Raw genomic sequence first — 24,856 nt, 5'->3', positions numbered from 1 at the left:
AGCTTAAATTTTAAAATATTAATAATATGAAGAAAACGTTTTTAGCAGTGATGTTGTTTGCTATAGCAAGTTATGGTATAGCATGCACTAATTTTATAGCAACAAAAGGAGCTACTATAGATGGTTCTGTGCTTGTTACTTATAATGCCGACGACTATGGTTTGTTTGCAAAGCTTTGCCATTATGCAGGTGGCAAGCATCAAAAAGGTGATAAATATGAGATTATAGATTATGACACACATGCCTCGCATGGATTTATACCCCAAGCTCCCATAACTTATAATGTTATAGGTAATATCAATGAATATCAGGTAAGTATAGGCGAAACTACTTATGGCGGACGTAAGGAGATGATAGATAAGAGCGGACAGATAGATTATGGGTCTCTTATGTATCTTGGCTTGCAGCGTGCAAAAACAGCTCGCGAAGCTATTAAGGTAATGACTTCTTTAGCCGAAACTTATGGATATTCTTCTGGTGGTGAAACATTTACTGTAGCCGATCCTAACGAGGTATGGATATTAGAGATGCAGGGCTGCGGTGGAACTCCTAACAATAAGGTAGTGTGGGTAGCTGTACGTATTCCTGACGGTATGATTTCTGCACATGCTAACCAAAGTCGTATAGGTCAATTCTCGAAATATAATACAGAGGTGATAAAGTCTAAAAACTGTATAAAGTTTGCACGCTCTAAGGGTTGGTTTAAAGGTAAGGATGCTGACTTTAGTTGGAAGAACGTATATGCTAAGCCTACTTTTGGAGGAAGGCGTTGGTGTGAGGCTCGTGTATGGAGCTTTTTTAATCATTTTAAAGATATGAGCCGTTGGTTGCCATGGGCTTTAGGTAAAGATGCTGCTGCTGAAGATATGCCTTTATGGATTGAGCCAAATAAAAAGCTGGACGTATCTGTAATGGCTGCTTGTATGCGCGATCATTACGAAGGTACACCTTTAGCTCTTGATAATGATATTGCAGCAGGTCCTTGGAATACTCCTTATAGACCTACACCTTTAGTTTATGAGGTAAATGGTAAGAAATATTTTAATGAACGTCCTACCTCAACACAGCAAACAGCCTTTTCTTATATAGCACAGCTTCGCTCATTCCTTCCACGTGAAATAGGAGGTGTTATATGGTGGGGTAATGACGATGGTAACATGGTGGCCTATGTCCCTATATATTGCGGTATTACTAAGCAGCCAGAATGTTTTAATACTCCGGGTGTTGATGCTGTAACTTTCTCTGATAAGAATGCATACTGGGTATGTAACTGGGTGGCTAACATGGTGTATCCTCGTTATGCGCAACTTTTCCCAGCATTAAAAAAGGTACGTGATAATATAGAAGGCTCTTTCTTAAGATCACAACCTGAAATAGAAGCTAAAGCTAAAGCACTTTACGATACAGATAAGGCGGCTGCTTTAGAATTGCTTTCAGAGTATTCATCTGCTAAAGCCAGTGAGATGATGGATAGTTGGAGGAAATTAGCTACTTATCTTATTGTAAAGTTTAATGATATGGCAGTAAAACCAGAGAAAGATGGAAAGTTTTTGCTTACTCCTACGGGTATGGGTGCAACTGTTAAGCGTCCTGGTTATAGCGAGTATTTTAAGAAAGAGCTTGTTAAGCAAACAGGTGATCGTTTTGCTTTGCCAGAAGAAGAATAAAGTGAGATATGAGTTTTTGCTTGGTTTGTAGATGTACCTTATAAAGTTAGTCATTATATAAGATAATGTGAACTGATATAATTATTATAAATATAGTATTAGTTAATTTATTATAAACATTAAAGGTAAATAATCTTATACATATATCGTATGTTATGATTTTTTCGTACCTTTGCAAGCAATTATGCTGTATTGGCTAATGTGTTAAGTGCTGGAAAGATGCTCAGCCGCCTATCAGTGAAACCCGTTTAAATAATATTAAAATGTACGCAATTGTAGAAATTAACGGTCAGCAGTTTAAGGCAGAGGAGGGCAAAAAGCTCTTCGTTAACCACATGAAAGATGTGGAAGCTGGCAAAACTGTTGAATTTGACAAGGTATTATTGGTAGACAATAATGGTGATGTCACAGTTGGCGCACCAACTGTAAGTGGTGCAAAAGTAGTAGCTGAGGTTGTTAATCCTTTAGTAAAGGGCGATAAAGTTATCGTTTTTAAGATGAAACGTCGTAAAGACTATCGTAAGAAAAATGGTCATCGTGCTCAGTTTACTCAAGTTGAAATAAAATCAATTAACGCTTAAAAAGAGGAGGATTTAGAAATGGCTCATAAAAAAGGTGTCGGTAGTTCTAAGAATGGTCGTGAATCAGCTTCACAGCGTTTAGGTGTCAAGATTTGGGGTGGTCAGAAGATTGTTGCCGGTAACATTATTGTTCGCCAGCGTGGTAATCGTCACTATCCTGGAGAGGGTGTAGCGCAAGGTAAAGATGATACTTTATATGCTCTCACTGATGGTGTAGTATACTTCCATAAAGGTAAGTTTAACAAAAGTACAGTATCTGTACTTTCTGAGGAAGTTTACGCGTCTAAGACAAAAAAGCCTGAGGCTTAAATAAAAAAATAACAACTATTCCAAACAAACAACATAGTCCCAATATCTGAAAAGATATTGGGACTTATGCTTTTATATACTAAAGTCTTTACCTCTTTATTTGATATAACTTTATAAGAAATGCTTTAGTAGGTGAAATTCCTTTTTCAAAAACTCTCAACTTTCTTTTTGTTCAAAAAAAAATTGTAACTTTGCTTTCAGTAGTAAAAATTAAATTAATGACATTATGCTTACATTAAAGCTCATCAGTGAGGAAACTGAACGCGTAGTACGAGGTCTTGAGAAGAAACATTTTCAAGGGGCTCGTGACGCAGTGGAAAAGGTTTTGAGCTTAGACCGTATGCGCCGAGAAGCACAGCAAAAGCTCGATAATAACAAGCAACAGCAAAATCTCTTATCTAAGCAGATAGGAGGCTTAATGAAAGAGGGAAAGAAGGCTGATGCTGAAGCTATAAAGCAGAAGGTGGGAGAGTTGAAATCTTTAGACAAATCTTTACAAGAGGAAATGGAAAAAGCTCAGAATGACATGAATGAGCTATTGCTTTCCATTCCTAACATAGCTAATGATGATGTGCCAGAGGGCAAAGATGCTTCTGATAATGTTGTGGTAAAAGAGGGAGGTAAGAAGCCTGATCTTCCCAAGGACGCATTATGCCATTGGGATATTTGTAAGAAATATAATTTGATAGACTTTGAGCTTGGCGTAAAGATAACCGGTGCAGGATTTCCTATTTATATAGGTAAGATGGCTCGTTTTCAGCGTGCTTTAGAGGCATTCTTTCTCGATGAAGCACGTAAGAGTGGATATTTGGAAGTGCAACCTCCATTGGTGGTTAATCAAGCGTCAGGATTGGGTACAGGACAGCTTCCCGATAAAGAAGGACAGATGTATCATGCTACGTTAGATGATTTATATTTAATACCTACAGCAGAAGTCCCTGTAACAAATATTTTTCGTGATGAGATTCTTGACGAGAAAGATTTACCTATAAAGCGTTGTGCTTATTCTGCTTGTTTTCGTCGTGAAGCAGGAAGTTATGGTAAGGATGTACGTGGGCTTAATCGTTTGCATCAGTTTGATAAGGTAGAGATAGTACGTATAGATACTCCAAAGCATTCTTATGACTCGTTGAAGGAAATGCTTGATCATGTAGAAGGTCTGTTAAAGAAATTAGAGCTTCCTTATCATATTCTTCGTCTTTGTGGTGGGGATATGAGCTTTACATCAGCTATTTGTTACGATTTTGAGGTGTGGAGTGCAGCTCAAGAGCGTTGGTTAGAGGTTAGTTCGGTAAGTAATTTTGAAAGTTATCAAGCTAATCGTTTGCATTGTCGTTATCGTCATTTAGAGGATAAGAAGATAGAGTTATGTCATACTTTAAATGGTTCTGCTTTAGCCTTACCTCGTATAGTAGCTGCAATTATAGAAAATAATCAAACCTCAGAGGGTGTACGTGTTCCTAAAGTTTTGGTACCTTATTGTGGTTTTGAGATGCTTGACGATAAGAATTTCTAAGAATCTTATAATTTCGCCTCATTGTTTTATGAAATAGTGGGGCGAAATATCTTTATATAAAATATTACTAACCCCTAACCTTATCGTATATCTATGAACAAGATTTTAAGTAAAAATCAGTTGGCTGCTCATACGTTTAATATTGAGGTGGAAGCCCCACTTATTGCGCGTAGTTATAGAGCAGGTAATTTTGTTATTATTCGCGTAGAAGATAAAAGCGAACGTTTGCCTATTAGTGTGTCTAAAGTTAATCCTGAGAGAGGTTCTATCACAATAGTAGTAAAGGAGGTTAATCATTCTACGGCTCGTTTAGTAAGTTTAGAGCCTGGAGATGCTATAAAAGATATAGTAGGACCCTTGGGAACGCCTATAAAAATAGAAACTTATGGTACGATACTTTTTGTTTGTGATGATATAGGCTCGGCTATAGCAATTCCTATTATATCTGCGTTGAAAAAGGCTAATAATAGGATTTTAGTACTTTTGTCATCAGAAGACGAAGGCATTGGTTTAATGATGGAAAATATTAGGGAGGTTGCAGATGCTGTGTTTTATATTGGAGCTAATAATGATGACATTACAGAATTTCTGAAAACTGCTTTGACCAATAATAAAGTAGATAAGATTATAGGTATAAGTACACAAAAGTTTATGCATCAGTCTTCAATATTTTCTGTTAAATATCAAATACCGTGTGATGTATATCTTAGAACTATTATGGTAGATGGTACAGGAATGTGTGGTGCTTGTCGTTTAACAATAGGAGGTAAGATAAGATTTGCTTGTATAGATGGTCCTTGGTTTGATGGGTGTAAGATAAATTGGGAAGAACTTATAATGCGTACAAGTGATGTAAAGGCTTTAAAAATAGAAGATGAAAACCCCAACTATACTATTAATGATTTTGATAAAAATACAATAAATTTAATACAAGAAGATGATGCTTTAGAGCTGTTGTCTAATCGCAAGACAGAGTGGCGTGAAGCTCTTAGAAAGCAGATAAAGCCTAAGGATCGTATGGCGTTAGAACATATTCCTGTGCCTACTCTTGATCCTATATATAGGGCTACAACAAGAATAGAGGAAGTAGCAAAAGGCTATACAATGCAGATGGCTACTGCGGAGGCTCATCGTTGTTTGGATTGTAGCAATCCTGGTTGTGTAAAGGGCTGCCCTGTTAGTAATGATATTCCTGCTTTTATTAAGAATATTGAACGTGGGAATATTCTTGGAGCTTATAAGGTGTTACGTAACACATCTTCTTTGCCTGCTATTTGCGGGCGTGTTTGTCCTCATGAAAAACAATGCGAAGGTGGTTGTATTCATAATAAAATAAGTGGTAAACCTGTATCTATAGGAGGATTAGAACGCTATGTTGCTGATAGTGTACGTGAGCAGCATATTCAAATAGACACACCTTCAGTAGCAAAGAATGGTATAAAAGTAGCAGTAGTAGGTTCAGGTCCCGCAGGGTTAAGTTTTGCTGGCGAGATGATAAAAAAAGGCTTTTCTGTATTTGTTTTTGAGGCATTGCATGAATTGGGTGGAGTATTAAAATATGGAATACCAGAATTTCGTTTACCAAATAAAATAGTAGATATTGAGATAGATAATTTGCGAAAATCAGGTGTACATTTCTTTACAGATGTTGTAGTGGGGAAGACTATTACGATAGAATCACTTAAGAAGCGAGGGTTTAAAGGTTTTTTTATAGGCAGTGGGGCTGGTGTTCCTAATTTTATGGGCATTCAAGGAGAGAATGCTGTAAATGTGTTATCAAGTAATGAATTTCTTGCTCGTATAAATCTTATGGATGCTACTAATCCAAAAGCAGAAACATCTCTTTATGTGGGTAAGAAAATAATAGTAGTTGGTGGAGGTAATACTGCTATGGATGCATGTCGTATGGCGCGGCGTTTAGGGGCTGAAGTAACAGTGGTTTATCGTCGTTCTGAAATGGAAATGCCTGCTGGTAGGATAGAGATCTTGCAAGCAAAAGAAGAAGGTATCAAGCTCTTGACACTTCATAATCCCAAAAAGTATATAATAGACAAGAAAGGATATGTTACTAATGCTATTCTCGACGTAATGGAACTTGGAGAACCCGATGAAAGTGGGCGTCGTTCACCTAAGACAACAGGTAAAGAAATTATTATAGAATGTGATCAGGTAATAGTTGCAGTAGGGACATCGCCTAATCCCTTAGTGCCAAGATCTATAAAAGGATTAAATTTAGGCTGGAAAGATACTATTGTGGTGGATAATAATAGACAAAGTTCGTGCTCTGAAATATATGCAGGTGGAGATATCGTAAATGGTCCTGCTACAGTAGTTCTTGCTATGGGAGATGGTAGAAAGGCTGCTAAATCTATGGCAGAGCAACTTATGATATAGATTGGTATGATGATGGAAAAATAATGTATGAGCGTTGTACTTACGTTGTTTAAAGTTATTAGAGTGTTTAATGTTTTTGATATAATTTGTTAATATGCTTTTAAAAATAGAAAGCTCAAATGGTTTATAAATATATGTAAGTATAGCGTTTAGTAACTTTAGAGATAAAGTGGTAGGAAAAGGCATTAGATACGAAAATATATTTTGCACGTCTACTGCTAATGGTAGAAAGGGCTTATTAAAGTATACTAACAAACCCTATTGATAATATATTCCCTAAAAGAGGGGATTTTAAGGATAAGCAAACTAAAGAATATCAACACAAAACAAAAGCAAGACTAAGAAAAAGCTGGAATTTAGAACTCTACTTGAGACTTTTTACTTAATTTTGCAAATGTCGTTGTATTTTGAGGTTGAATTTGCCATTTTCCCTATTTTTCTTGTTTTACATATTTACTACCATCTACGTTTAAGTAAATATGTTTTCCTTTACATTTTGCATCGAAATAAGGAGGTTCTTCCCTAAGGGTAATAGAGTCGTAAATGAAAGGGGCTATGATAGTGTCTTTGCCATCAGGTAGTATTAGCCCCATCTTGTCGTCTTTCTGTGCTATGATAGGTAGCATTTGGAAGGTATCTACATACATATAGCAGGCGCGTAAGAACTTATACTTAGGGGTTACAACGATATTGCCTTTATAGTCTGAAATGCCAAATTTCCCGTTTTCTTCAAATACTTTATGATACCTTATATATATATCATTTATAAGCTGTAGGTATTTTACCACCTTTCGCTTATCGTTTATAAGAGTAAGAAGGTAGCTATAAGTATCACAATAGTTAGCCATGGCTCGTGCTAAAACAAGTTTCATGTCTAATCCCTTTAAAGCTTTGCGGTTAAGATCAAGATATTGGGCAATGACAGTTTCTTTTTCATCTAAGGATAACCCTTCTAAATGTTCTTCAAATAAGAGCATCTGTTGCTTGCTACCATGCATACCTTTTATATAGCGATGAATCTGCCTACTTATCTCTTTACATACGAAGTGGCGTATCTGTTGCACCTCTATAGGGTCTGTATATTCTATGTTAAAATTGTCTTGTGTGATCATAAGCACTTCTCTGCTTTTTGGCAAAGATAGTATTTCTTTTGGGTTTATCCAAAGTTTTATATTTGTTTTTTTATCTTCTTCTTTATAATAGGTAAAATTATATATGTTACGATGTAAAAAAAGGAGCTATATGTGTTAATATAGCTCCTTTATATATAATATATAAGATGTGTATAATCTTTATTTTGTTGCGTTTTCTCTAAGCTGCTGTAGATGTTTTTTGTAGGCATCAAAGTCGGTTATCTTTTTGCGTGCAACACCGCTTTGAATAGCTGCCTTAGCTACTGCTGAGCTTACTTCTGTAATTAAGCGTGGGTCTACAGGGGTAGGAATGAAATAGTGTGTTCCAAAAGTAAGGTCTTTGTTGTTGTATATTTGTTTTACTTCTTGTGGAACAGGCTGCTTTGCAAGGTCAGCAATGGCTGTAACGGCAGCCATTTTCATTTCTTCGTTTATAGCTGTTGCGCTTACGTCAAGAGCTCCGCGGAAGATGTAGGGGAAGCCTAAGACGTTGTTTATCTGGTTAGGATAGTCAGAGCGTCCTGTAGACATTATGACATCTGGTCTTGCCTGAAAGGCTTCTTCATAAGATATTTCTGGTACCGGATTAGCAAGAGCAAAGACAATAGGGTTCTTTGCCATTGAGCGTACCATGTCTTTTGTTAATATCTTACCTTTTGATAATCCTAAGAAGACGTCAGCACCTTTAATAGCTTCTTCTAAGGTGTGCACATCGTTGCGTGTAGTGGCAAAGAGCTTTTTTTCTGCGGTGAGATTGTTACGCTCTGTGGTTATAACACCTTTAGAATCGAGCATTAAGATGTTTTCCTTTTTTAGTCCAAGTGCTATATATAGCTTTGTGCATGATATAGCTGCTGCACCAGCACCATTCACAACAAGTTTTACTTGTTCTATATTTTTCCCTGCCACCTCTAAGGCGTTTCTAAGCCCTGCGGCTGATATTATAGCCGTGCCATGCTGGTCGTCGTGCATAACGGGTATATCCAAAGTGCGTTTTAGCCTGTCTTCTATGTAGAAACATTCAGGTGCTTTGATGTCTTCAAGGTTTATGCCTCCAAAGGTAGGTGCTATGCGTTCTATTGTTTCACAAAACTTTTCCGGATCTTCCTCTGCCACTTCTATGTCGAACACATCTATACCGCCATATATCTTAAACAATAAGCCCTTTCCCTCCATGACTGGCTTACCGCTCATAGCTCCTATGTTGCCTAACCCTAAAACAGCAGTGCCATTACTTATCACTGCTACCAGATTACCTTTATTAGTATATTTGTAAACATCGTTTGCATTTTGCTGTATCTCTAAACATGGGTATGCCACGCCTGGCGAATAAGCCAAACTCAAGTCGGTTTGTGTGCTAAAAGGTTTTGTTGGTCTTACTTCAATTTTTCCCGGGCGCCCTGTGTTATGATATTTCAAGGCAGCCTCCTTAGTTACTTTAACCATAATGTTTTGATATAATTTGTTGTTTTTATCCTGCTACGCTTATCTTTTATTTATCAATGTTGCAAAGTTACCAAATTAACGTTGAAACGATGTGAGTATTCATAATTTTTTTGTAATTTTGCCCTCCATTATACATGATATAATAATATAGTTTTTTCTTTAAAAAGAGTCCTTGTGTTTTAAGACAAGGCGTAACGAATGAGGAGTAATATTTATAAGCCGCTATTGCTTGTAGCTTTAGTAATAATAATACTAACGTTGCTTCACTTTATCCCTACTATAAAAATAGCAGGTACAGAGCTTCGTAAGATAGATATATTAAGCGATTTAACTATAAAAGAAAATAAAGCAAACGCTGCTATAATAACATCTCAAAACGATGTCATTAAGCTGAAAACGAGCAAAGGAGATATTATTTCTTTTAAAGAAGAATGGGGTAAAGGCATAGAGCCTATTATAGATTATGGCATAAATACAAACAACTCTTTAGATAACTTTTATGATGCTATATCAAAGCTGTCAGCTCATAAGAAATTAGGTCGTGCTGTAAGAATAGCTTATTTTGGCGATTCTTATATAGAAGGCGACATCTTGCTTGCCGACCTTCGTGAGCTTTTGCAACGTAAGTATGGCGGTTGTGGTGTAGGGTGGCTTGATGCTGGTAACGATATTAATGAGTATAAGCACACCACTACTCATAAATATTCTGGTTTAGTGGAGCATATGGTAAAAAAGCCTGCTTCGTACGATGTGTCAAAGGCTGCTATATCAGAGCGTTACTATACCTTAACTGCTCAGGGGCAAATATCTCTCTCGCCTTTTGTTGTGCACGAATATAAGCATACCGACCATTGGAACTCTACAAAGCTATATCTACGCCCTATGGCAGGGGCTACTGTAGATATTACGATAGATGGGAAAAGGCATCAAAGGATGGTTCTTCCTCCGTCTTCTAATGTGCAGCAAGTAGAGCTAAAGGGCAATACATCTAATGCGCTTATTAAGGTAGATGGTAAAAAAGCCATACTCTTTGGTACTGCGCAAGAAGGTTTAGGGGGTATTGTGATAGACAATTTCAGTATGCGTGGCTCTGATGGGGTGTCGCTTGCAAAGCTGCCCGAAGAGATGTTAAAGCGTTTTGCGGCTATTCGTCCTTACGACTTAATAGTATTTCAGTTTGGTGTTAATGCTGTAGATGCTAATACTACCGAAGAGAGATTAAAAATGTATACAGGTAAGATGCGTGATGTTATTTCTCTTTTTAAGCGTTCTTTCCCTAAAACATCCATTCTTATTATGGGTGTGCCTGATCGTGGGTCGAAAGCCTCTAACAATGGCACTATGAAAGGAATAGTAGAGCTGGAGCTTTTACAGAAGAAGCTATCTAAGGAAAGCAAGGTAGGCTTTTATAGCTTGTTTAATGCCATAGGTGGTGCAGGGTCTATGCTACGTCTTGTAGATGAGAAAGATATGGGTAGTAAGGATTATACTCATATTAACTATAAAGGTGGTGGATTTTTGGCAAACCGCATCTTTAAGTCGATAGTGGCAGGGCAGAAAAACTATGTTCGCCGCAAGGAGCTTATGGAGGGAAAGGGTAAATAGTAAGTCTTTTGTGTTATAAAAAATAATATGGATTTTAATAAGATTATCGATAATATAGTGGCTTTTTTCTGTAGCTTATATGCTAATATGTCAGGTTATTTCTCTTCTATAGATGCCTCAAGGGTATTAACTGTCTTGCAGTACGATCCTCGTAATCCGTTGCTTTTCTCATCAGGTGCTTTTTTGTTTGTAGCATTAGTCTTCTTTTTGTGTTATTGGCTTTTGCGCAAACAGTTGTCGGCTCGCTTATTGTTTGTAACTCTCTTTTCTTATTATTTCTTTTATAAGAGTAGTGGTTTATACTTTCTGTTGTTAGTAGTCATTACTGTTTCCGATTTTTATATTGCTCGTCGTATTGCCCAAAGTAATAAGAAGAAGGTGTGGTTGTGCCTTTCGTTGGTTATAGACTTAGGTATGTTGGCTTACTTTAAGTATACTAACTTCTTTTCGTCTATGGTGAGCCAGATGATAGGTAATAATTTTCAGCCATGGGACATCTTCCTTCCTATAGGCATTAGTTTTTATACTTTTAAAGCAGTGTCGTACACTATAGATGTTTATCGAGGGAAGATGCAGCCTTTAAACAGTATTATGGACTATGCTTTCTATGTTAGTTTTTTCCCTACTCTCTTAGCAGGTCCTATTACACGTGCTAACGATTTTGTTCCTCAGATACGTAAGCCGCTTTGTCTTTCTAACGAAATGTTTGCCAAAGGGGTTTTTCTTATCATTATAGGCTTGTTTAAAAAGGCTGTTATCTCCGATTATCTTTCGGCTAACTTTGTAGATCGTATCTTTGATAACCCTTCGTTGTTTTCAGGCGGTGAGGTCTTGTTAGGTCTTTATGGCTATTGTTTTCAGATCTATTGCGACTTTTCGGGCTATTCTGATATGGCCATAGGCATTGCTTTGCTTCTCGGCTTTACTATTCCTGACAATTTTAATGCTCCACTTCAAGCCGACTCTATGACCGACTTTTGGCGCCGTTGGCACATCTCTCTATCTACATGGATACGCGATTATGTTTACATCTCGTTGGGTGGTAATCGTCATGGGCAGTGGCGTATGTATCTTAACCAGATGATAGCCATGGCTGCTTGTGGCTTGTGGCATGGTGCTTCGCTCAACTTTATAGTATGGGGCGTATTGCATGGGTTGTTTGTTTGTATACATAAGTTTTGGTCGCAAACAGTCTTACACCATGATAAGCGTTATCACCCTAAAGGGTTAAAGAGGTTTTTCTCTGTGTTTATAACCTTTCATGTTATTACGTTCTCGTGGTTGCTGTTTCGTTGTGGGAGCTTCGATTCGGTAAAGGTTATGGTTAGTCAGATCTTTACAAAGTTTAATCTTGCAGTGCTGCCAGATGTTTTTGTAGCCTATAAGTATGTGTTTTTGCTCATGCTCTTTGCTTTGGTTAGTCATTGGCTGCCGTTCTCATGGCACGAGGCAGGCATTAAGCTCATTAGGCGCACGGGTGTTATAGGTGCTGCTATAGCCGTAGTAGTGGTTATCTTTATTATTATGCAGGTAAAAAGCTCTGAGGTGCAGCCGTTTATTTATTTTCAGTTTTGAGCTAAAACAGGTAAATAAGTATTGAGCCATTTGCTTTTTTTAGATAGCTCTTTGCTTTTTCTTGCAAGTTTTATTATCTTTGTTTTCACATGAATAAAGTAAAGGTAACATCTGTCAAAGAAAAGGTATTGGTGCTTTTCCTTGTTTTTTTTGCTGTTATAGTGGCTAAAGCTGGCGAAAAAGAAAAGGTGTTATTGTTACGTGTAACTGCTTATGGTGATAAGGTAAAAGCATCTTTTACAGACTCTTTAGAAAGGAACGTTTATAGAAAGTGTTTCATAGATGTAAAGAAACGCAATTTTACCTTTATAGGTATCCCCACTATGTTTTATATGATGAAGGACGGTAGGCGTAAGGCTGTTATAGAGAGTTATGCCCATGAGGTGCTGTTTCCTGATAAAGCGAAGCGCGTTAGGCGAAACATTTTCTTAAGTACGGTATATCATGGGCGTATGGTCCTTTATAATTTGCTCGATTATGTATCCCCACGGATTTACGAAACAGAGGTTTTTCGTGAAAGGATTCTGTCGCCTTTAAATGTTAAGAATTATAGATATTACTCATATAAGCTCACCGAAATTAACGATTCGCTTACGCTCTTAACCTTTAAAAGCAAACGCATACATACCGAGCTTATAAGGCATGGCTGGGCAAAGATAGTTACTTCTACGGGTCGTATAGTAAGTTTTAGTTTAGAGGGCGAAAGCGATATGAACCATTTTACTATAAAAGGCACAATGGGCAGTGATGGCTATGGCGTAATCTTTCCACGAGAGTGTAAGGTAGATGCCTCTATTAAGTGTGTGGGAAATCATATAAAGGCTGTTATAGATACTTATTATGATATGCCAGAAACGCTCTCTGACAGTATAGACTCTTCGCAGGATGTGATGCTTATGGCACGTTTGCGCCCCACAGGCTTAAGCCACGATGAGGAAGAACTAATAAAAGCCTATTACCCTCGAGAGCAAGATAAAAGCAAAGACACAGTAATAGTATCTACAAAAAAGAATTGGTTAAAAACAATATTTTGGGATATTATAGGCGATAATATCCTTAATGACATCTACACACCTATAGATAATGATAAGGGATATATGCGTATAGCTCCTATCTTAAATCCGCTTTATTTTAGTTATAGCCGCAAAAAGGGTGTATCTTATAAGGTAGATATAAGGGCAGGATATGCTTTTAATAGTAATAGCGACATTTATGGGCGTTTGCGCATGGGCTATTCCTTTAAGCAAAAACAGTTGTTTTATAATTTTCCTATAACATATACCTTTAATGATGATAGGAATGGATATGTAAAAGTAGAGTTTTCTAACGGTAATAGGATAACAGACTCTCGTGTCTTAGATAGCATAAAGGAGTCAGTCCATAACGATACGATAGACTGGGAGAGTATGAATCTCGACTACTTTAGAGATGCAAGCATCTCTTTAACAGCTGCTTATGATGTCCTTTACACAAGGTTATCTTTAAAGGGTGGTATCTCTATGCATAATCGTTCAGCCATATATAATAGTGGCTTTATCATAGTGGGAAGACCAAAGGTTTATAGGTCCATAGCTCCTTTTATATCGGTGTTATGGTATCCTTTTACGCGTAAAGCTCCTTTTGCTGTTGCAGCACAGTATGAGCATGGGGTAAAGATGTTTGGGGGTAACGTTCTATATAGCCGTTTAGAGGCAGATATGCAATATATCTACGGCTTGCCTTGTATGCGGGCATGGTCTTTTCGTATAGGAGCAGGTGGATATTTTAGTAGGAAGGGAGCTACTTATTTTTTAGATTATTATAACTTTCGCGAAAACTATATACCTCAAGGGTGGCATGACGAATGGAGTGGGGGCTTTGAGCTGTTAAACTCTAACTGGTATAACGCCTCTCCTTTTTATGTAAGAGGCAACGTTACTTACGAAAGCCCGTTGTTAGTGTTGTCGTGGTTACCCTTTGTAGGAAGGGTAATAGAGAAGGAGCGTGTTTATATGAGCATATTAGGCGTAAAATATTTGTTCCCTTATGCAGAGGTAGGGTATAGCTTCACTAACAGGCTGTTCTCAATGGCTGTCTTTACAGGCTTCTCCCGCCGCCGATATGAGGGGATAGGAATAAAGTTTGGCTTTGAGCTTTTTAAAGGTTGGTAAATGTATAGATGACATTTTGTAATGAAGAGTATAGCAAATAGTAACAAGACACTTACAGTATATAAGGCATCAGCGGGGTCGGGGAAGACCTTTACGCTCACAGTAGAGTTTATCTCAATACTTGTAAAATATCCAGAGGATTATAACAAGATGCTTGCCGTAACCTTTACTAACAAGGCTACAAGCGAGATGAAGCTGCGAATACTTTCACAGCTATATGGTATAGGGCATGGGTTAGCATCGTCTAAAAACTATCTTGAGAAGGTAAAGGCTAACACAGCATTGACCGAAGCCACTATAAGAAATAATGCCCTTTATGTGCTGGAAAAGCTAACACACGAATATCATAACTTTAGAGTGCAGACCATAGATGCCTTCTTTCAAGCCGTGTTAAGAAATCTTGGCAAAGAGCTTGGGCTAACGGCTAACCTTAGGGTAGACCTTAACACAGCACAAGTGGAAGCGAAAGCTGTAGACGAACTCATTGATAACCTTAAAGAAAACGACCCTGTCTTAAAGTGGATAGACGATTATATATCATCTAATATAGAGGAAGACAAAAACTGGAATGTGGTAAAAGACATTAAAGAGTTTGGTAAAAAAATCTTTGATGAGCTGTATAAGACACATGAAAAGCAGTTAGATAGCTTTTTTAAGGACAACAACCTTTCAGCCTATTTTATAAAAACTCTTAGAAGCGAACGCGATGCGTATGAAAAAGATATTAAGGAAAAGGCAGAAAAGATAGTGCAGCTTATTGCAGAGAGTGGTTTCCCAACCAGCTATTTTGCCGCCTATCCTTATAAGTATATCGTAAAGCTATCTAAAGGACAGATAGAGAGTGGCGATGTATATAACCCCATACAACAAATTATAGATGGTAAGAAGCAATGGAACTCATCTAAATGTTCTAAGAAAGCAGACAAGGACAGCCTCAACTCCTTTGTAGAGAGCATAGCCTTAAACAAGATAGTGTACGACATGGAGGCGTACCGCATAGCGGGCTGGAAGAGGTATAACACCTGCAAGGTAGTGTTGCTTCATTTCTCTAAGTTGCGCCTTTTGCATAAGATAGCAAAGCAGGTGGAAGAAGATAATGTGGAGAATCATCGTTTTATGTTAAGTAACACACAGTCGCTTTTAAAGAATCTGATGAAAGATAACGATATTCCTTTTGTCTTTGAGCGTATCGGGGCAATGCTAAAATATATCATGATAGACGAGTTTCAAGACACCTCGCGGGTGCAATGGGACAACTTTAAGAAGCTCTTACTTAATTGTATGGCAGAGGCAGGGTCGTATAATCTTTTAGTGGGCGATGTGAAACAAAGCATTTACAGGTGGCGGCAAGGCGACTGGGAGCTGCTTAACAACATAGAGGAAAGTATTAAGCCCTCTCAAGGAAGCTACGTAGACACTTCTTCCATAGAGGTGAAAACGCTTGCTACCAATTACCGCTCGGAGAAAAATATTATTAGTTTTAATAATGCTTTTTTCTCTAAAGCCATTAATGTTTATGCCCAAACAGAGGATAGTATCACCGATGATAATAGTAAAAAAACTACTTCTTCTAATTCAAAGCACTTGTCCACACTGCAGATCGATAAGCTAAAACTTGCCTATTCTGATGTAGAACAGCAGAGCGCGAAGAGCGAAGAGAGAGGTTTTGTGCATGCCAGCTTATACGGTAAAGATGCTGATAATAACGCAAAGATACTAAGCGACATGGCTGATAACATAAAGCGGCTGCTTGATATGGGATATGCACAGAAGAGTATAGCCATTCTTGTGCGTAGCAAACGTGAGATAGCCGATATAGTAACTACTATCAACTCCACGCCATGGGGTAGGGACATTACAATAGTATCTGAAGAGGCGTTTCGCTTAGATGCATCGTTGGCAGTAAACATATTAGTAGAGGCACTTCGCTTGATAGCACAGCCTTATGACAATCTGACAAGAGCAAAACTTGTAAGAGCTTATTATAAGGTGATAAACCATGATAAAGATTTTGCTAAAGAGCGCACACACATATTAGTTTCAGATGTTGTAGATATACCATACGATGAGAATTATTATGAGAAAAAAGCCGATTTTATAGCAAAACATCTTAACGGCTTCTTGCCAGAAGAATATGTCTTAGAAAGAGATAAGCTCTTGCGATTATCTATGGTAGACTTGGTAGACCGTCTTTATCACCTTTTCCAGCTTCATAATCTGCCCACTGAAAACGCGTACATAAGTACCTTCTACGATACTCTTAACGACTATTTGAGTAATAACACATCAGACATAGACGATTTCATTAAGGAGTGGGACGATAACCTTTGTGGGGTGAATATACAGACAGAAGATGTTGATGGCATTCGCATTCTAACCATTCATAAAAGCAAAGGGTTAGAGTTTGATAACGTAGTGATACCTTTTTGCGACTGGGAGTTAGAAAAGTGGACTACTATCTTTTGGGTAGATGGTAAGAAAAAAGAAGCGCCTTTCTCTGAACTACCTATAATACCAGTATCTTTTAAAAAAGATTTAGAAAACAGTGCCTTTGCTTCCGATTATAAAGAAGAGCATTTCCAAAACGTGATAGATAATCTTAACCTGCTATATGTAGCATTTACAAGAGCCGGGAAAAACCTTTTTATATCAGGTAAGAATATTAATGACAGCAACAGGCGTAGCTATCTGTTATGGCACTGCTTAGAAGTTTTAGGAAAAGAGCTGAAAAATGCAGAATACGTAGAAGAGGAGAAACAGGAGCAGCAAGGAGGCGACGAACCTATAACCTTTACCTTTGGCACACTTATACCAGCAGCTGAATACGATAAAACAGAAAGCCAGAAAAAGACTATGCTAAACCCCTTCACCATAGTGCCACAAGCTAAGGAGTTAGATATAGAAACATTTAACAGTGCGGTGAGCTTTCGTCAAAGTAATAAGAGCGATGCTTTTATACATGGTCAAGAGGTAAGCAAGCGGCAGAGGTATATGCAGGTGGGTAGCGTGTTGCATAATATTTTTTCTTCTATAAAGACCTTTGCCGATATAGAACCCCATTTGCAGGCTTTAGAAGCTGAGGGAATTATATATAACGACGACGTTTCATCTAAAGAGCTGAGACAGCAGATAACCTCAGCCGTCAATAACGAGCAGGTGAAGGAATGGTTTTCTCAAGAGTGGAAGGTATATAACGAGTGTGCTATCTTGCAGTATGACAAGACTACCGATAGCTGTTTTGAGCAGCGTCCAGACCGTGTTATAATGAAAGAAGGCAAGGTGGTGGTGGTAGATTATAAGTTTGGTAGTCCTCGCGAGGAATATCATGAGCAGGTGCAACGTTATATGCAGCTTCTTAAGAAGATGGGCTATTGTAACATATCGGGCTATCTGTGGTATGTTATGCGTGGAGAAGTAGTGGAAGTAGTAAGCAAGGAAAACTAAAAAAACGGTAAACAATATAGAAAAAATGAAATCTTTCTTATCATACGTAGCAGAAGACTTACTGAGAAAGTATCAGGACAATTTGGCACATGTGGCAGTAGTGTTCCCAAATAAGCGTGCAGCGTTATTTCTTAATCAGGAGATAGCACAGAGAGCAGATGGCCCTGTGTGGTCGCCTAACTATATTACAATATCTGAACTGTTTCGTACACAGTCTGATCTGATCATAGCAGACCCTATTAAGAGCATTTGCATTCTTCATAAGGTATATATGGATATAACACACAAAGCCGAACCTTTAGACCAGTTTTATGGGTGGGGCGAATTGCTCCTTGCCGACTTTGATGATATTGACAAGAACCTTGCACCTACAGAGAAGTTGCTCGGGCTTTTAAGTGCTAATAAAGAGTTGGAATCGTTAGATTATCTTACCCCAGAGCAGATCTCTGAACTAAAAAAAGTATTTACTAACATAAGCATCGACGAGGATAGCTTGCGGCGTAGGTTTCAAGAGTTTTGGAGCAAGCTCTTTGATATATATACCGAGTATAAACGTCGTCTTCGAGCCTTAGGACTTGCCTATGAGGGTATGCTTTATCGTGATGTGATAGAGAAAGGACGTTTCTCTCTGCCATATAAAAAGTATGTTTTTGTAGGCTTTAATGTGCTGCAAAAGGTAGAGCAAAAGCTCTTTTATAAGCTAAAGGATAAAGCTGCTTTTTATTGGGATTATGATAACTATTATCTTTCTAAAGGGCGCGAGGCAGGCAGATATATACAGCGTTGGTTAGAGATGTTTCCTAACGAGTTGCCTCATTATAACCACGAGGTGTTTAACAATTTAGATTCACCAAAAGATATATCGTTTATAGCTTCTCCTACAGAAAATATGCAGGCGCGTTACATAACAACGTGGCTAAAAGAAAACTCTCGATATAAAGATGGACGCAAAACAGCCATTGTGCTATGCGATGAGAGCTTGTTACAAACCGTTATACACTGTGTTCCTACAGAGGTAGAAGAGCTTAACGTTACCACTGGTTACCCCCTTAGGCAGTCGTTAATAGCTTCTTTCATAGCACAGCTTATAAGGCTACAGGTAGAGGGCTATTCGCTCATGGAGGAAAAGTTTCGCTTACGTTATGCCACACGTGTGCTCAGACACCCTTATGCTAAATATGTTTGGAGCAATGCAGAGGAGCTTTTAGCAAAGATGAATGCCGACAGACAGTTTTATGTGTTGTGGGAGGGTATAGAATATTGCCCGCACGATGCACAAAACATGCTTGCCTTTGTAAAGTGGCTTGCGCAGATAACTAAGGTAGTGGGCATAAACGGTGCTTCGGAAGGCGATCCTTTCTTCCAAGAGTCGGTCTTTAGAATGTACACTTTGCTAAGCAGACTTATAGAACTTATGACAGCTGAAGAAGATGGGAGCTATTATCTGGATAGAGATATTATTATTTTCCGTAGGTTGTTTACACAGCTTGTCAATGCTACCAGTGTGCCTTTTCATGGCGAACCAGCAAAGGGAGTGCAGATAATGGGTGTGTTAGAAACGCGTAACCTCGACTTTGAACACGTACTTATCCTATCATGTAACGAGGGTAATATGCCTAAAGGAGTAGACGATGCGTCGTTTATACCTCATGCCATACGTCATGTCTTCGACCTTACTACGGTAAACAATAAGGTGTCTATCTTTAGTTATTATTTTCATCGTCTTATACAGCGTGCTGGCGATGTTACTATCCTTTATAACAACTCTACACAGGGGGTAAAGACGGGAGAGATGAGCCGGTTTATGCTGCAGCTTATGGTAGAATGGAGCAAGCCGTCTTGTTTAGTGCGTAGATACACGCTTAAGGCAGGGCAGCAGCAGCACAAAATATCTATCGAGCCTGTGCAAAAAGATGAGAGAGTAATGGAGAAACTTGTGCATATACCTAAGTTTTCGCCAACGGCAATTAACACTTTTATAACCTGCCCGGTAAAGTTTTACTATAAGTATGTTGTGGGTATAGAAGAGCAAAACATAGTAGACGAAGACAGCATAGATAACAGGATTTTTGGTAATATCTTTCATAAGGCTGCCGAGCTTATGTATAATGACATCTTTTGTGCTAAAGAGCTAACCAAAGCCGACATAGAGAAGGTTATCCTTAAGCCGAACGTTCTTGATAGTGTGATAGAAGAAGCCATCGCTTTAGAATTGTTTAACAAAAAAGATTTTAAAAAGGGTAGTAAGCTCAATCTTAACGGCTTGCAGATATTAAACAAAGAGGTAGTTAAAAAATATCTTATCAGGCTGCTGCGCTTAGATTATGATGTGGCACCTATTAGGGTTATAGCGCATGAGTTTGATGTGGAAGACGAAGTAGAGATAAGCCTCATGGGCAAGCCTTATAAGAAACGCATAGGGGGAAGAGTGGACAGGCTTGATGTAGCTACCTATATGTTAGAGAAGAACACCATGATAAGACGTATGAGGGTGGTAGATTATAAAACAGGTAGGAAAGAGGCTAAGCCCATGGCAGATGTGCCTTCTATCTTTAGTGCGGATAATATTAAGAATAAAAGCGACTATGTTATGCAGTCGATGCTCTATGGCTTGTTAATAGCAGATAACAAGGTGAAACAAACTCCTAAGACGCCCCCAGAGCTCTTTAATAAGGAGCATAGACCGGTGGCGCCTGCCCTTCTTTTCATTCAGAAAACTAATAAAAAAGCCTATTCTCCCATCGTTGTTATAGATAAGCAAGAGGTAATAGATGTAGCTAAATACAGAGATGAGTTTATGAGCGAGCTGAAAGCCGTTTTAGAGAGGCTTTACGACAAAGAGCAGCCTTTCATGCCTACTGACGACCTTGAGATATGCGCCAGCTGCCCGTTTAAGTTTATGTGCGGAAGATAACGAAGTAAGCCTTTATAGATACTCATTTACGAAGTAAGAAGAGGACGGTGGAAAGTAAAAATAACCTATTTTTGTTTCATTTTTAATTTATTTTTGCTCTAAAAATAATTTATTTTTCTTTCTCACCTCTTTCCTTTTACCTTGAAAGCAGTGTGGTAAATATTAGCATTTCAGCAGCAGAAGCAACGGTAATGCTTAGACAAGGGGCAAGATAAAAGAAGGTAATATATTTAGGAAAATAGTGTAAGCACCTATTTCTTTCTTATAATTGGAAGTGTTATTTTTGTATTATAGGTTACTTAGCAGTATCTTTGCAATAAAAATAAAAGTTATGTTTGATATAAAAAAGATAAGGCTAATAGCTTTTGATGCAGATGATACGTTATGGGACTGTCAAAGCTTTTATGATGAGGCTGAAAAGAGTTATATAAAGATATTAGAACAATACGGCATTACTCCTGAAGAAGCGTCATTGACTTTATTTGCTACTGAAACTAAAAACATGCCTTTATTAGGGTATGGCTGTAAAGCTTTTATTTTATCATTAATAGAAAACGCAGTAAATATAACAGATAAAAAGATAAAGGGGGAAGATGTTATGCGTATATTAGAATTGTCTGACACGCTATTAACATCTTTAGGAGAGCCTTTAAAAGGGGTGAAAGAAACGCTAAAGCAGCTTAGGAACAATAGTAAAATACCCCTAATAGTATTTACAAAGGGGGAGCTGCTCGATCAAAAAAACAAATATTTAAGATCGGGTCTTTCACGTTTTTTCGATAGCTTTATAGTGGTAGAAGATAAGACTCATGAGGAGTATCATAACCTTTGTCATCGTTTTGGAGTAAAGATGGAAGAACTTCTTATGATAGGCAACTCTTTTAAGTCGGACATAAAGCCTGTTTTAAAATTAGGTGGGAGTGCTATTCACATACCTTTTCATACGGTTTGGAAACATGAGGTGGTGAAAGAATTTCCACACGATAACCTGTTAGTATTGAAAAGTTTTTCTGATCTAACTCGTTTTCTTTTATAAGATTATTGTTATCTGGCATGATTTTAGCTAAATATTTATATAGATAAAAAAAGTGAACGTTATGACATTATATCCAAAACTCATAATAGATGCTCTGGAAAAAGTAATATATCCAGGGACTAAAACCAACATAATAGCAAGCGGTATGCTTGCAGACACACCAAGCATAGCAGGGAATAAGGTGAAATTTACACTTGTTTTCCCACGCGAGACGGATCCTTTCCTAAAATCGACTATTAAGGCTGCAGAAGCACAGATACACTATTCTGTAGGGAAGGAAGTAGAGGTAACAATAGATACCGAATTTAAGACTGCCCCACGTCCAGAAGTAGGCAAGCTTCTTCCTAATGTGAAAAATATTATCGCAGTAAGTTCAGGGAAAGGCGGAGTAGGTAAAAGCACCGTGTCAGCCAACTTAGCAATAGCACTTGCCAAGCTTGGTTATAAGGTAGGTATATTAGATACTGACATCTTTGGTCCAAGTATGCCAAAAATGTTTGGTGTAGAAGATGCTCGCCCTACTGCAGTAAAGAAGGATAATAGGGATCTTATAGAGCCTATAGAAAAGTATGGAGTAAAGTTGCTATCGATAGGTTTCTTCGTAAATCCTAAGACAGCAACCCTGTGGAGAGGTGGTATGGCTACTTCTGCGCTGAAACAGTTAATAGCTGATGCTGACTGGGGGGAGTTAGATTATTTTATTCTTGACACTCCTCCAGGCACAAGTGATATTCATCTTACGTTAATGCAAACTCTTGCTATCACAGGTGCTGTAATAGTATCTACACCACAGGAAGTAGCGTTGGCAGATGCTCGTAAAGGAATAGATATGTATCAAAATGATAAGGTGAATATCCCTATACTTGGCTTAGTGGAAAATATGGCGTGGTTTACACCAAAGGAGCTTCCTGAGAACAAATATTATATCTTTGGCAAAGATGGTTGTAAAAATCTTGCTAAGGAAATGAATACTCCACTGTTGGCTCAAATACCTATTGTACAAAGTATTCGTGAGGGTGGAGATAAAGGCGAACCTATTGTAACAAATCTAAACACTATGATAGGGCAGGCTTTTATTAACTTAGCACAAGCTATAGTAACTGTAGTTAATCGGCGCAATGCTTCTCAGGCACCAACAAAGATAGTTAAGACAAACTCATAAAAGCATATTAGCCTAAACAACTGTTTAGGCTAATACTTTTAGGTTAGCATTACTTTGTAACGATATATTTTTTTATTTCATCTACCCAAACATTATAACCTTCTTTAGAAAGGTGTAATCCATCTATGGAAAAGATAGGGTTCATATATTCTGAGTTTATAGATAAAAGCAGCTTTTTATAGAGGTCGATAAATGTATATCTGTGCTGAAAGCAATATTGCTCTAACTTTTTGTTTAATTCTTTTATCATCTTTTCTTTACCTGATAGCAGTTTCCACACACCTTTAGAAGGACAAAGAGGAAACAGGCTACAAACAAAAATTTGTGTATGAGGGCTTCCATTGTGTAATCTTTCGATAGTCTTGACAATGTTACAAAATACCTTGTCTATGGGTAAATTATGGCTTAAATCGTTCGTGCCACAGCTAAAGAACACCGCACGAGGCTTAGCTTTAATGACCATTGACAGCCTATGATACATTCCTATGGCATCATCTCCAACAATACCTCTGTTTATAATAAGGTGGTCGGTGTGGAAAAAACGATTCCAATCGCCTCCATATTCCATATGGCTATCACCAAACATTATTACTTTGCCTGTAGGCAATTTGCCTTCTTTTAAAAAAGTCTCCATTCTCTTTGCATAATGCGTAGAACTGCTAAAAGCTTGTTCTTGAGCTCTTATCACTTGTAAACAGGGAAAAAACGTAATATATAATGCTATTATTATACGATAAAACAATTTCATCTTTATTTATTATTTATGCAAAGGTAAAGAATAATGGTAATAAAAAAAACTGGCTTACTCTTTTTTTTTAAAAAGAATAAGCCAGAAAAAATACAAATTTATGAATCTTGAGTTTATTTAAAAACCTGCATTATTTCATAACAGCAAAAACTTTTTGCACATATTTTTGAGTTTTGGCAATGCTGTATCTTATGCCTCCAGCCCAAATACGAATGCCTTTCTCTATATTGTTCAAAGGGTTATGAAATGACTGAATAACCAAAAACATCTCTTTTGATTTTTGAACATTGAAGCGATCGGACAGGGTATAACGCTTTTTGCTACCTCTTGCTTGCAAAATGTTATTACACTCTTTTACAAGAACAGGAGATATTTGTAATACTCCGGCATATTGCCCATTAACAGCTTTTGCTTTTCCTCTACTCTCTAAATGAATAATGGCGTCTATTACTGGTTTCCAATTAAACTCATTACCATTTACTTTTTCTTCAGCATTAACACTTACAGAAAACAAATTAATTAATAAACTGAATACAATTACTTTTAAAAATCTCATCATTAAATACTTTCGAAGCATCTGAATTAAAACCCTTTAAAAGGGTATAATTACACAGTACGTTCCTATGTGAGAAAGAGTTACCACCGTACCTCCGCTTCATGTTATTGATGCAAAGGTATAAAAAAACAATCAAAAATATTCATAACTTGTTTACAAACAGCAGTTTTCTTTGTAATTCTTAACACAGATCATGTGCGATAGCTTTGAAAAAACATTTTATTATAGAAATGAAAGATTTATAAACACCAAAACATATAGTAGGTAAAACACCTTTCTTTTTAAGCGTTTAGCATCAATGTCTTTAATGTTTTATCACAGCATATAAAGGCATATATACAACCCGTTGGCGGAATTAAGCCAGTGCATACTTGACTCTTCCAATGGGTCTATTATTAATGTGATTTAAATATTGCATTGCGGTAAAGGCACTGATTTTACCGATAATTCTTGTAAACAATCCTACTGTTTCCTTTGCATAGTTGCGGCAAATCATAAATTGGTCGCACATCTGCGAGAAGTCTGTTTCAATCCTTTTTCTCGCCTTCGCAAAAGGAATAAAAGTAGGTTTCCAATTCTTTTGATTGTGCCGATAAGGAACTTCCAATCTGATATTTGCG

General features: G+C 37.6%; 15 protein-coding genes and 2 pseudogenes. 12 read left to right on the top strand and 5 right to left on the bottom strand.

Going from position 1 to position 24,856, the window contains the following annotated elements; genetic code table 11:
- The first annotated feature begins 26 nt into the window (after window positions 1-26).
- From F596_RS0106105 to gltA, 5 genes are all read left to right on the top strand, one after another.
- Window positions 27-1,667, top strand: a complete 1,641-nt coding sequence (locus tag F596_RS0106105; RefSeq protein WP_019036248.1) for a dipeptidase — start codon at window positions 27-29, stop codon at window positions 1,665-1,667.
- Between the two features lie 263 nt (window positions 1,668-1,930).
- A complete protein-coding gene (rplU, locus tag F596_RS0106100) occupies window positions 1,931-2,248 on the top strand; it encodes a 50S ribosomal protein L21 (RefSeq protein WP_008450517.1) in 318 nt (105 codons plus the stop codon).
- 18 nt (window positions 2,249-2,266) lie between these two features.
- The gene (rpmA, locus tag F596_RS0106095; RefSeq protein WP_019036247.1) at window positions 2,267-2,557 is read left to right on the top strand and encodes a 50S ribosomal protein L27; all 291 of its coding nucleotides are present in this window, start codon (window positions 2,267-2,269) and stop codon (window positions 2,555-2,557) included.
- A 226-nt stretch (window positions 2,558-2,783) separates the two neighbouring features.
- Window positions 2,784-4,073, top strand: a complete 1,290-nt coding sequence (gene serS, locus F596_RS0106090; RefSeq protein ID WP_008450476.1) for a serine--tRNA ligase — start codon at window positions 2,784-2,786, stop codon at window positions 4,071-4,073.
- A gap of 93 nt (window positions 4,074-4,166) precedes the next feature.
- Window positions 4,167-6,467: an NADPH-dependent glutamate synthase gene (gene gltA / locus F596_RS0106085; RefSeq protein ID WP_019036246.1), complete on the top strand. Its 2,301-nt coding sequence runs from the start codon at window positions 4,167-4,169 to the stop codon at window positions 6,465-6,467.
- A 431-nt stretch (window positions 6,468-6,898) separates the two neighbouring features.
- Here the strand turns inward: gltA and F596_RS0106080 are convergent, their stop codons facing one another.
- Entirely contained in the window at window positions 6,899-7,579 is a 681-nt protein-coding gene (locus F596_RS0106080; RefSeq protein ID WP_008450275.1) for a hypothetical protein, read from the bottom strand.
- Window positions 7,580-7,762: 183 nt separating this feature from the next.
- A pseudogene (locus F596_RS0106075) lies at window positions 7,763-9,046 on the bottom strand (malic enzyme-like NAD(P)-binding protein); the annotation flags it as partial.
- 198 nt (window positions 9,047-9,244) lie between these two features.
- Between F596_RS0106075 and F596_RS0106070 the strand changes: the two are divergent.
- From F596_RS0106070 to F596_RS0106035, 7 genes are all read left to right on the top strand, one after another.
- A complete protein-coding gene (locus tag F596_RS0106070; protein ID WP_019036244.1) occupies window positions 9,245-10,651 on the top strand; it encodes an SGNH/GDSL hydrolase family protein in 1,407 nt (468 codons plus the stop codon).
- An 87-nt stretch (window positions 10,652-10,738) separates the two neighbouring features.
- Window positions 10,739-12,226: an MBOAT family O-acyltransferase gene (locus tag F596_RS0106065; RefSeq protein WP_373852540.1), complete on the top strand. Its 1,488-nt coding sequence runs from the start codon at window positions 10,739-10,741 to the stop codon at window positions 12,224-12,226.
- An 89-nt stretch (window positions 12,227-12,315) separates the two neighbouring features.
- Window positions 12,316-14,376: a DUF5686 family protein gene (locus F596_RS0106055; RefSeq protein ID WP_019036242.1), complete on the top strand. Its 2,061-nt coding sequence runs from the start codon at window positions 12,316-12,318 to the stop codon at window positions 14,374-14,376.
- A gap of 21 nt (window positions 14,377-14,397) precedes the next feature.
- Window positions 14,398-17,820 carry a UvrD-helicase domain-containing protein gene (locus F596_RS0106050; RefSeq protein WP_019036241.1) on the top strand — a complete coding sequence of 1,141 codons (3,423 nt, stop codon included), beginning with the start codon at window positions 14,398-14,400 and terminating at the stop codon, window positions 17,818-17,820.
- Window positions 17,821-17,845: 25 nt separating this feature from the next.
- Complete coding sequence (locus tag F596_RS0106045; protein ID WP_019036240.1) at window positions 17,846-20,734, top strand: PD-(D/E)XK nuclease family protein; 2,889 nt, start codon at window positions 17,846-17,848, stop codon at window positions 20,732-20,734.
- Window positions 20,735-21,065: 331 nt separating this feature from the next.
- Window positions 21,066-21,770: an HAD family hydrolase gene (locus F596_RS0106040; RefSeq protein ID WP_019036239.1), complete on the top strand. Its 705-nt coding sequence runs from the start codon at window positions 21,066-21,068 to the stop codon at window positions 21,768-21,770.
- Window positions 21,771-21,831: 61 nt separating this feature from the next.
- Window positions 21,832-22,932 carry an Mrp/NBP35 family ATP-binding protein gene (locus F596_RS0106035; RefSeq protein WP_008450265.1) on the top strand — a complete coding sequence of 367 codons (1,101 nt, stop codon included), beginning with the start codon at window positions 21,832-21,834 and terminating at the stop codon, window positions 22,930-22,932.
- Window positions 22,933-22,981: 49 nt separating this feature from the next.
- Here F596_RS0106035 and F596_RS0106030 read toward each other — a convergent pair whose 3' ends face one another.
- The 3 genes and pseudogenes from F596_RS0106030 to F596_RS10900 all read right to left on the bottom strand — a co-directional run.
- Window positions 22,982-23,566 (bottom strand): GDSL-type esterase/lipase family protein, encoded by a 585-nt coding sequence (locus F596_RS0106030; RefSeq protein ID WP_202899238.1) that lies wholly within the window; start codon window positions 23,564-23,566, stop codon window positions 22,982-22,984.
- A gap of 244 nt (window positions 23,567-23,810) precedes the next feature.
- On the bottom strand, window positions 23,811-24,239 hold the full coding sequence (locus F596_RS0106025; protein WP_019036237.1) for a hypothetical protein: 429 nt from the start codon (window positions 24,237-24,239) through the stop codon (window positions 23,811-23,813).
- Window positions 24,240-24,591: 352 nt separating this feature from the next.
- Window positions 24,592-24,856, bottom strand: a pseudogene (locus F596_RS10900) (IS982 family transposase); the annotation flags it as partial.

The organism is Prevotella amnii DSM 23384 = JCM 14753 (assembly GCF_000378745.1).
Classification (GTDB): Bacteria; Bacteroidota; Bacteroidia; order Bacteroidales; family Bacteroidaceae; genus Prevotella; species Prevotella amnii.
This window is presented reverse-complemented; position numbering and strand designations above follow the sequence as displayed.

Coding starts and splice junctions, on each gene's coding strand:
- F596_RS0106105 (WP_019036248.1), top strand. CDS start 27: ATGAAGAAAACGTTTTTAGCAGTGATGTTGTTTGCTATAGCAAGTTAT.
- F596_RS0106070 (WP_019036244.1), top strand. CDS start 9,245: ATGAGGAGTAATATTTATAAGCCGCTATTGCTTGTAGCTTTAGTAATA.
- F596_RS0106055 (WP_019036242.1), top strand. CDS start 12,316: ATGAATAAAGTAAAGGTAACATCTGTCAAAGAAAAGGTATTGGTGCTT.
- rpmA (WP_019036247.1), top strand. CDS start 2,267: ATGGCTCATAAAAAAGGTGTCGGTAGTTCTAAGAATGGTCGTGAATCA.
- F596_RS0106040 (WP_019036239.1), top strand. CDS start 21,066: ATGTTTGATATAAAAAAGATAAGGCTAATAGCTTTTGATGCAGATGAT.
- F596_RS0106080 (WP_008450275.1), bottom strand. CDS start 7,579: ATGATCACACAAGACAATTTTAACATAGAATATACAGACCCTATAGAG.
- F596_RS0106025 (WP_019036237.1), bottom strand. CDS start 24,239: ATGATGAGATTTTTAAAAGTAATTGTATTCAGTTTATTAATTAATTTG.
- rplU (WP_008450517.1), top strand. CDS start 1,931: ATGTACGCAATTGTAGAAATTAACGGTCAGCAGTTTAAGGCAGAGGAG.
- serS (WP_008450476.1), top strand. CDS start 2,784: ATGCTTACATTAAAGCTCATCAGTGAGGAAACTGAACGCGTAGTACGA.
- F596_RS0106065 (WP_373852540.1), top strand. CDS start 10,739: ATGTCAGGTTATTTCTCTTCTATAGATGCCTCAAGGGTATTAACTGTC.
- F596_RS0106045 (WP_019036240.1), top strand. CDS start 17,846: ATGAAATCTTTCTTATCATACGTAGCAGAAGACTTACTGAGAAAGTAT.
- gltA (WP_019036246.1), top strand. CDS start 4,167: ATGAACAAGATTTTAAGTAAAAATCAGTTGGCTGCTCATACGTTTAAT.
- F596_RS0106035 (WP_008450265.1), top strand. CDS start 21,832: ATGACATTATATCCAAAACTCATAATAGATGCTCTGGAAAAAGTAATA.
- F596_RS0106030 (WP_202899238.1), bottom strand. CDS start 23,566: ATGGAGACTTTTTTAAAAGAAGGCAAATTGCCTACAGGCAAAGTAATA.
- F596_RS0106050 (WP_019036241.1), top strand. CDS start 14,398: ATGAAGAGTATAGCAAATAGTAACAAGACACTTACAGTATATAAGGCA.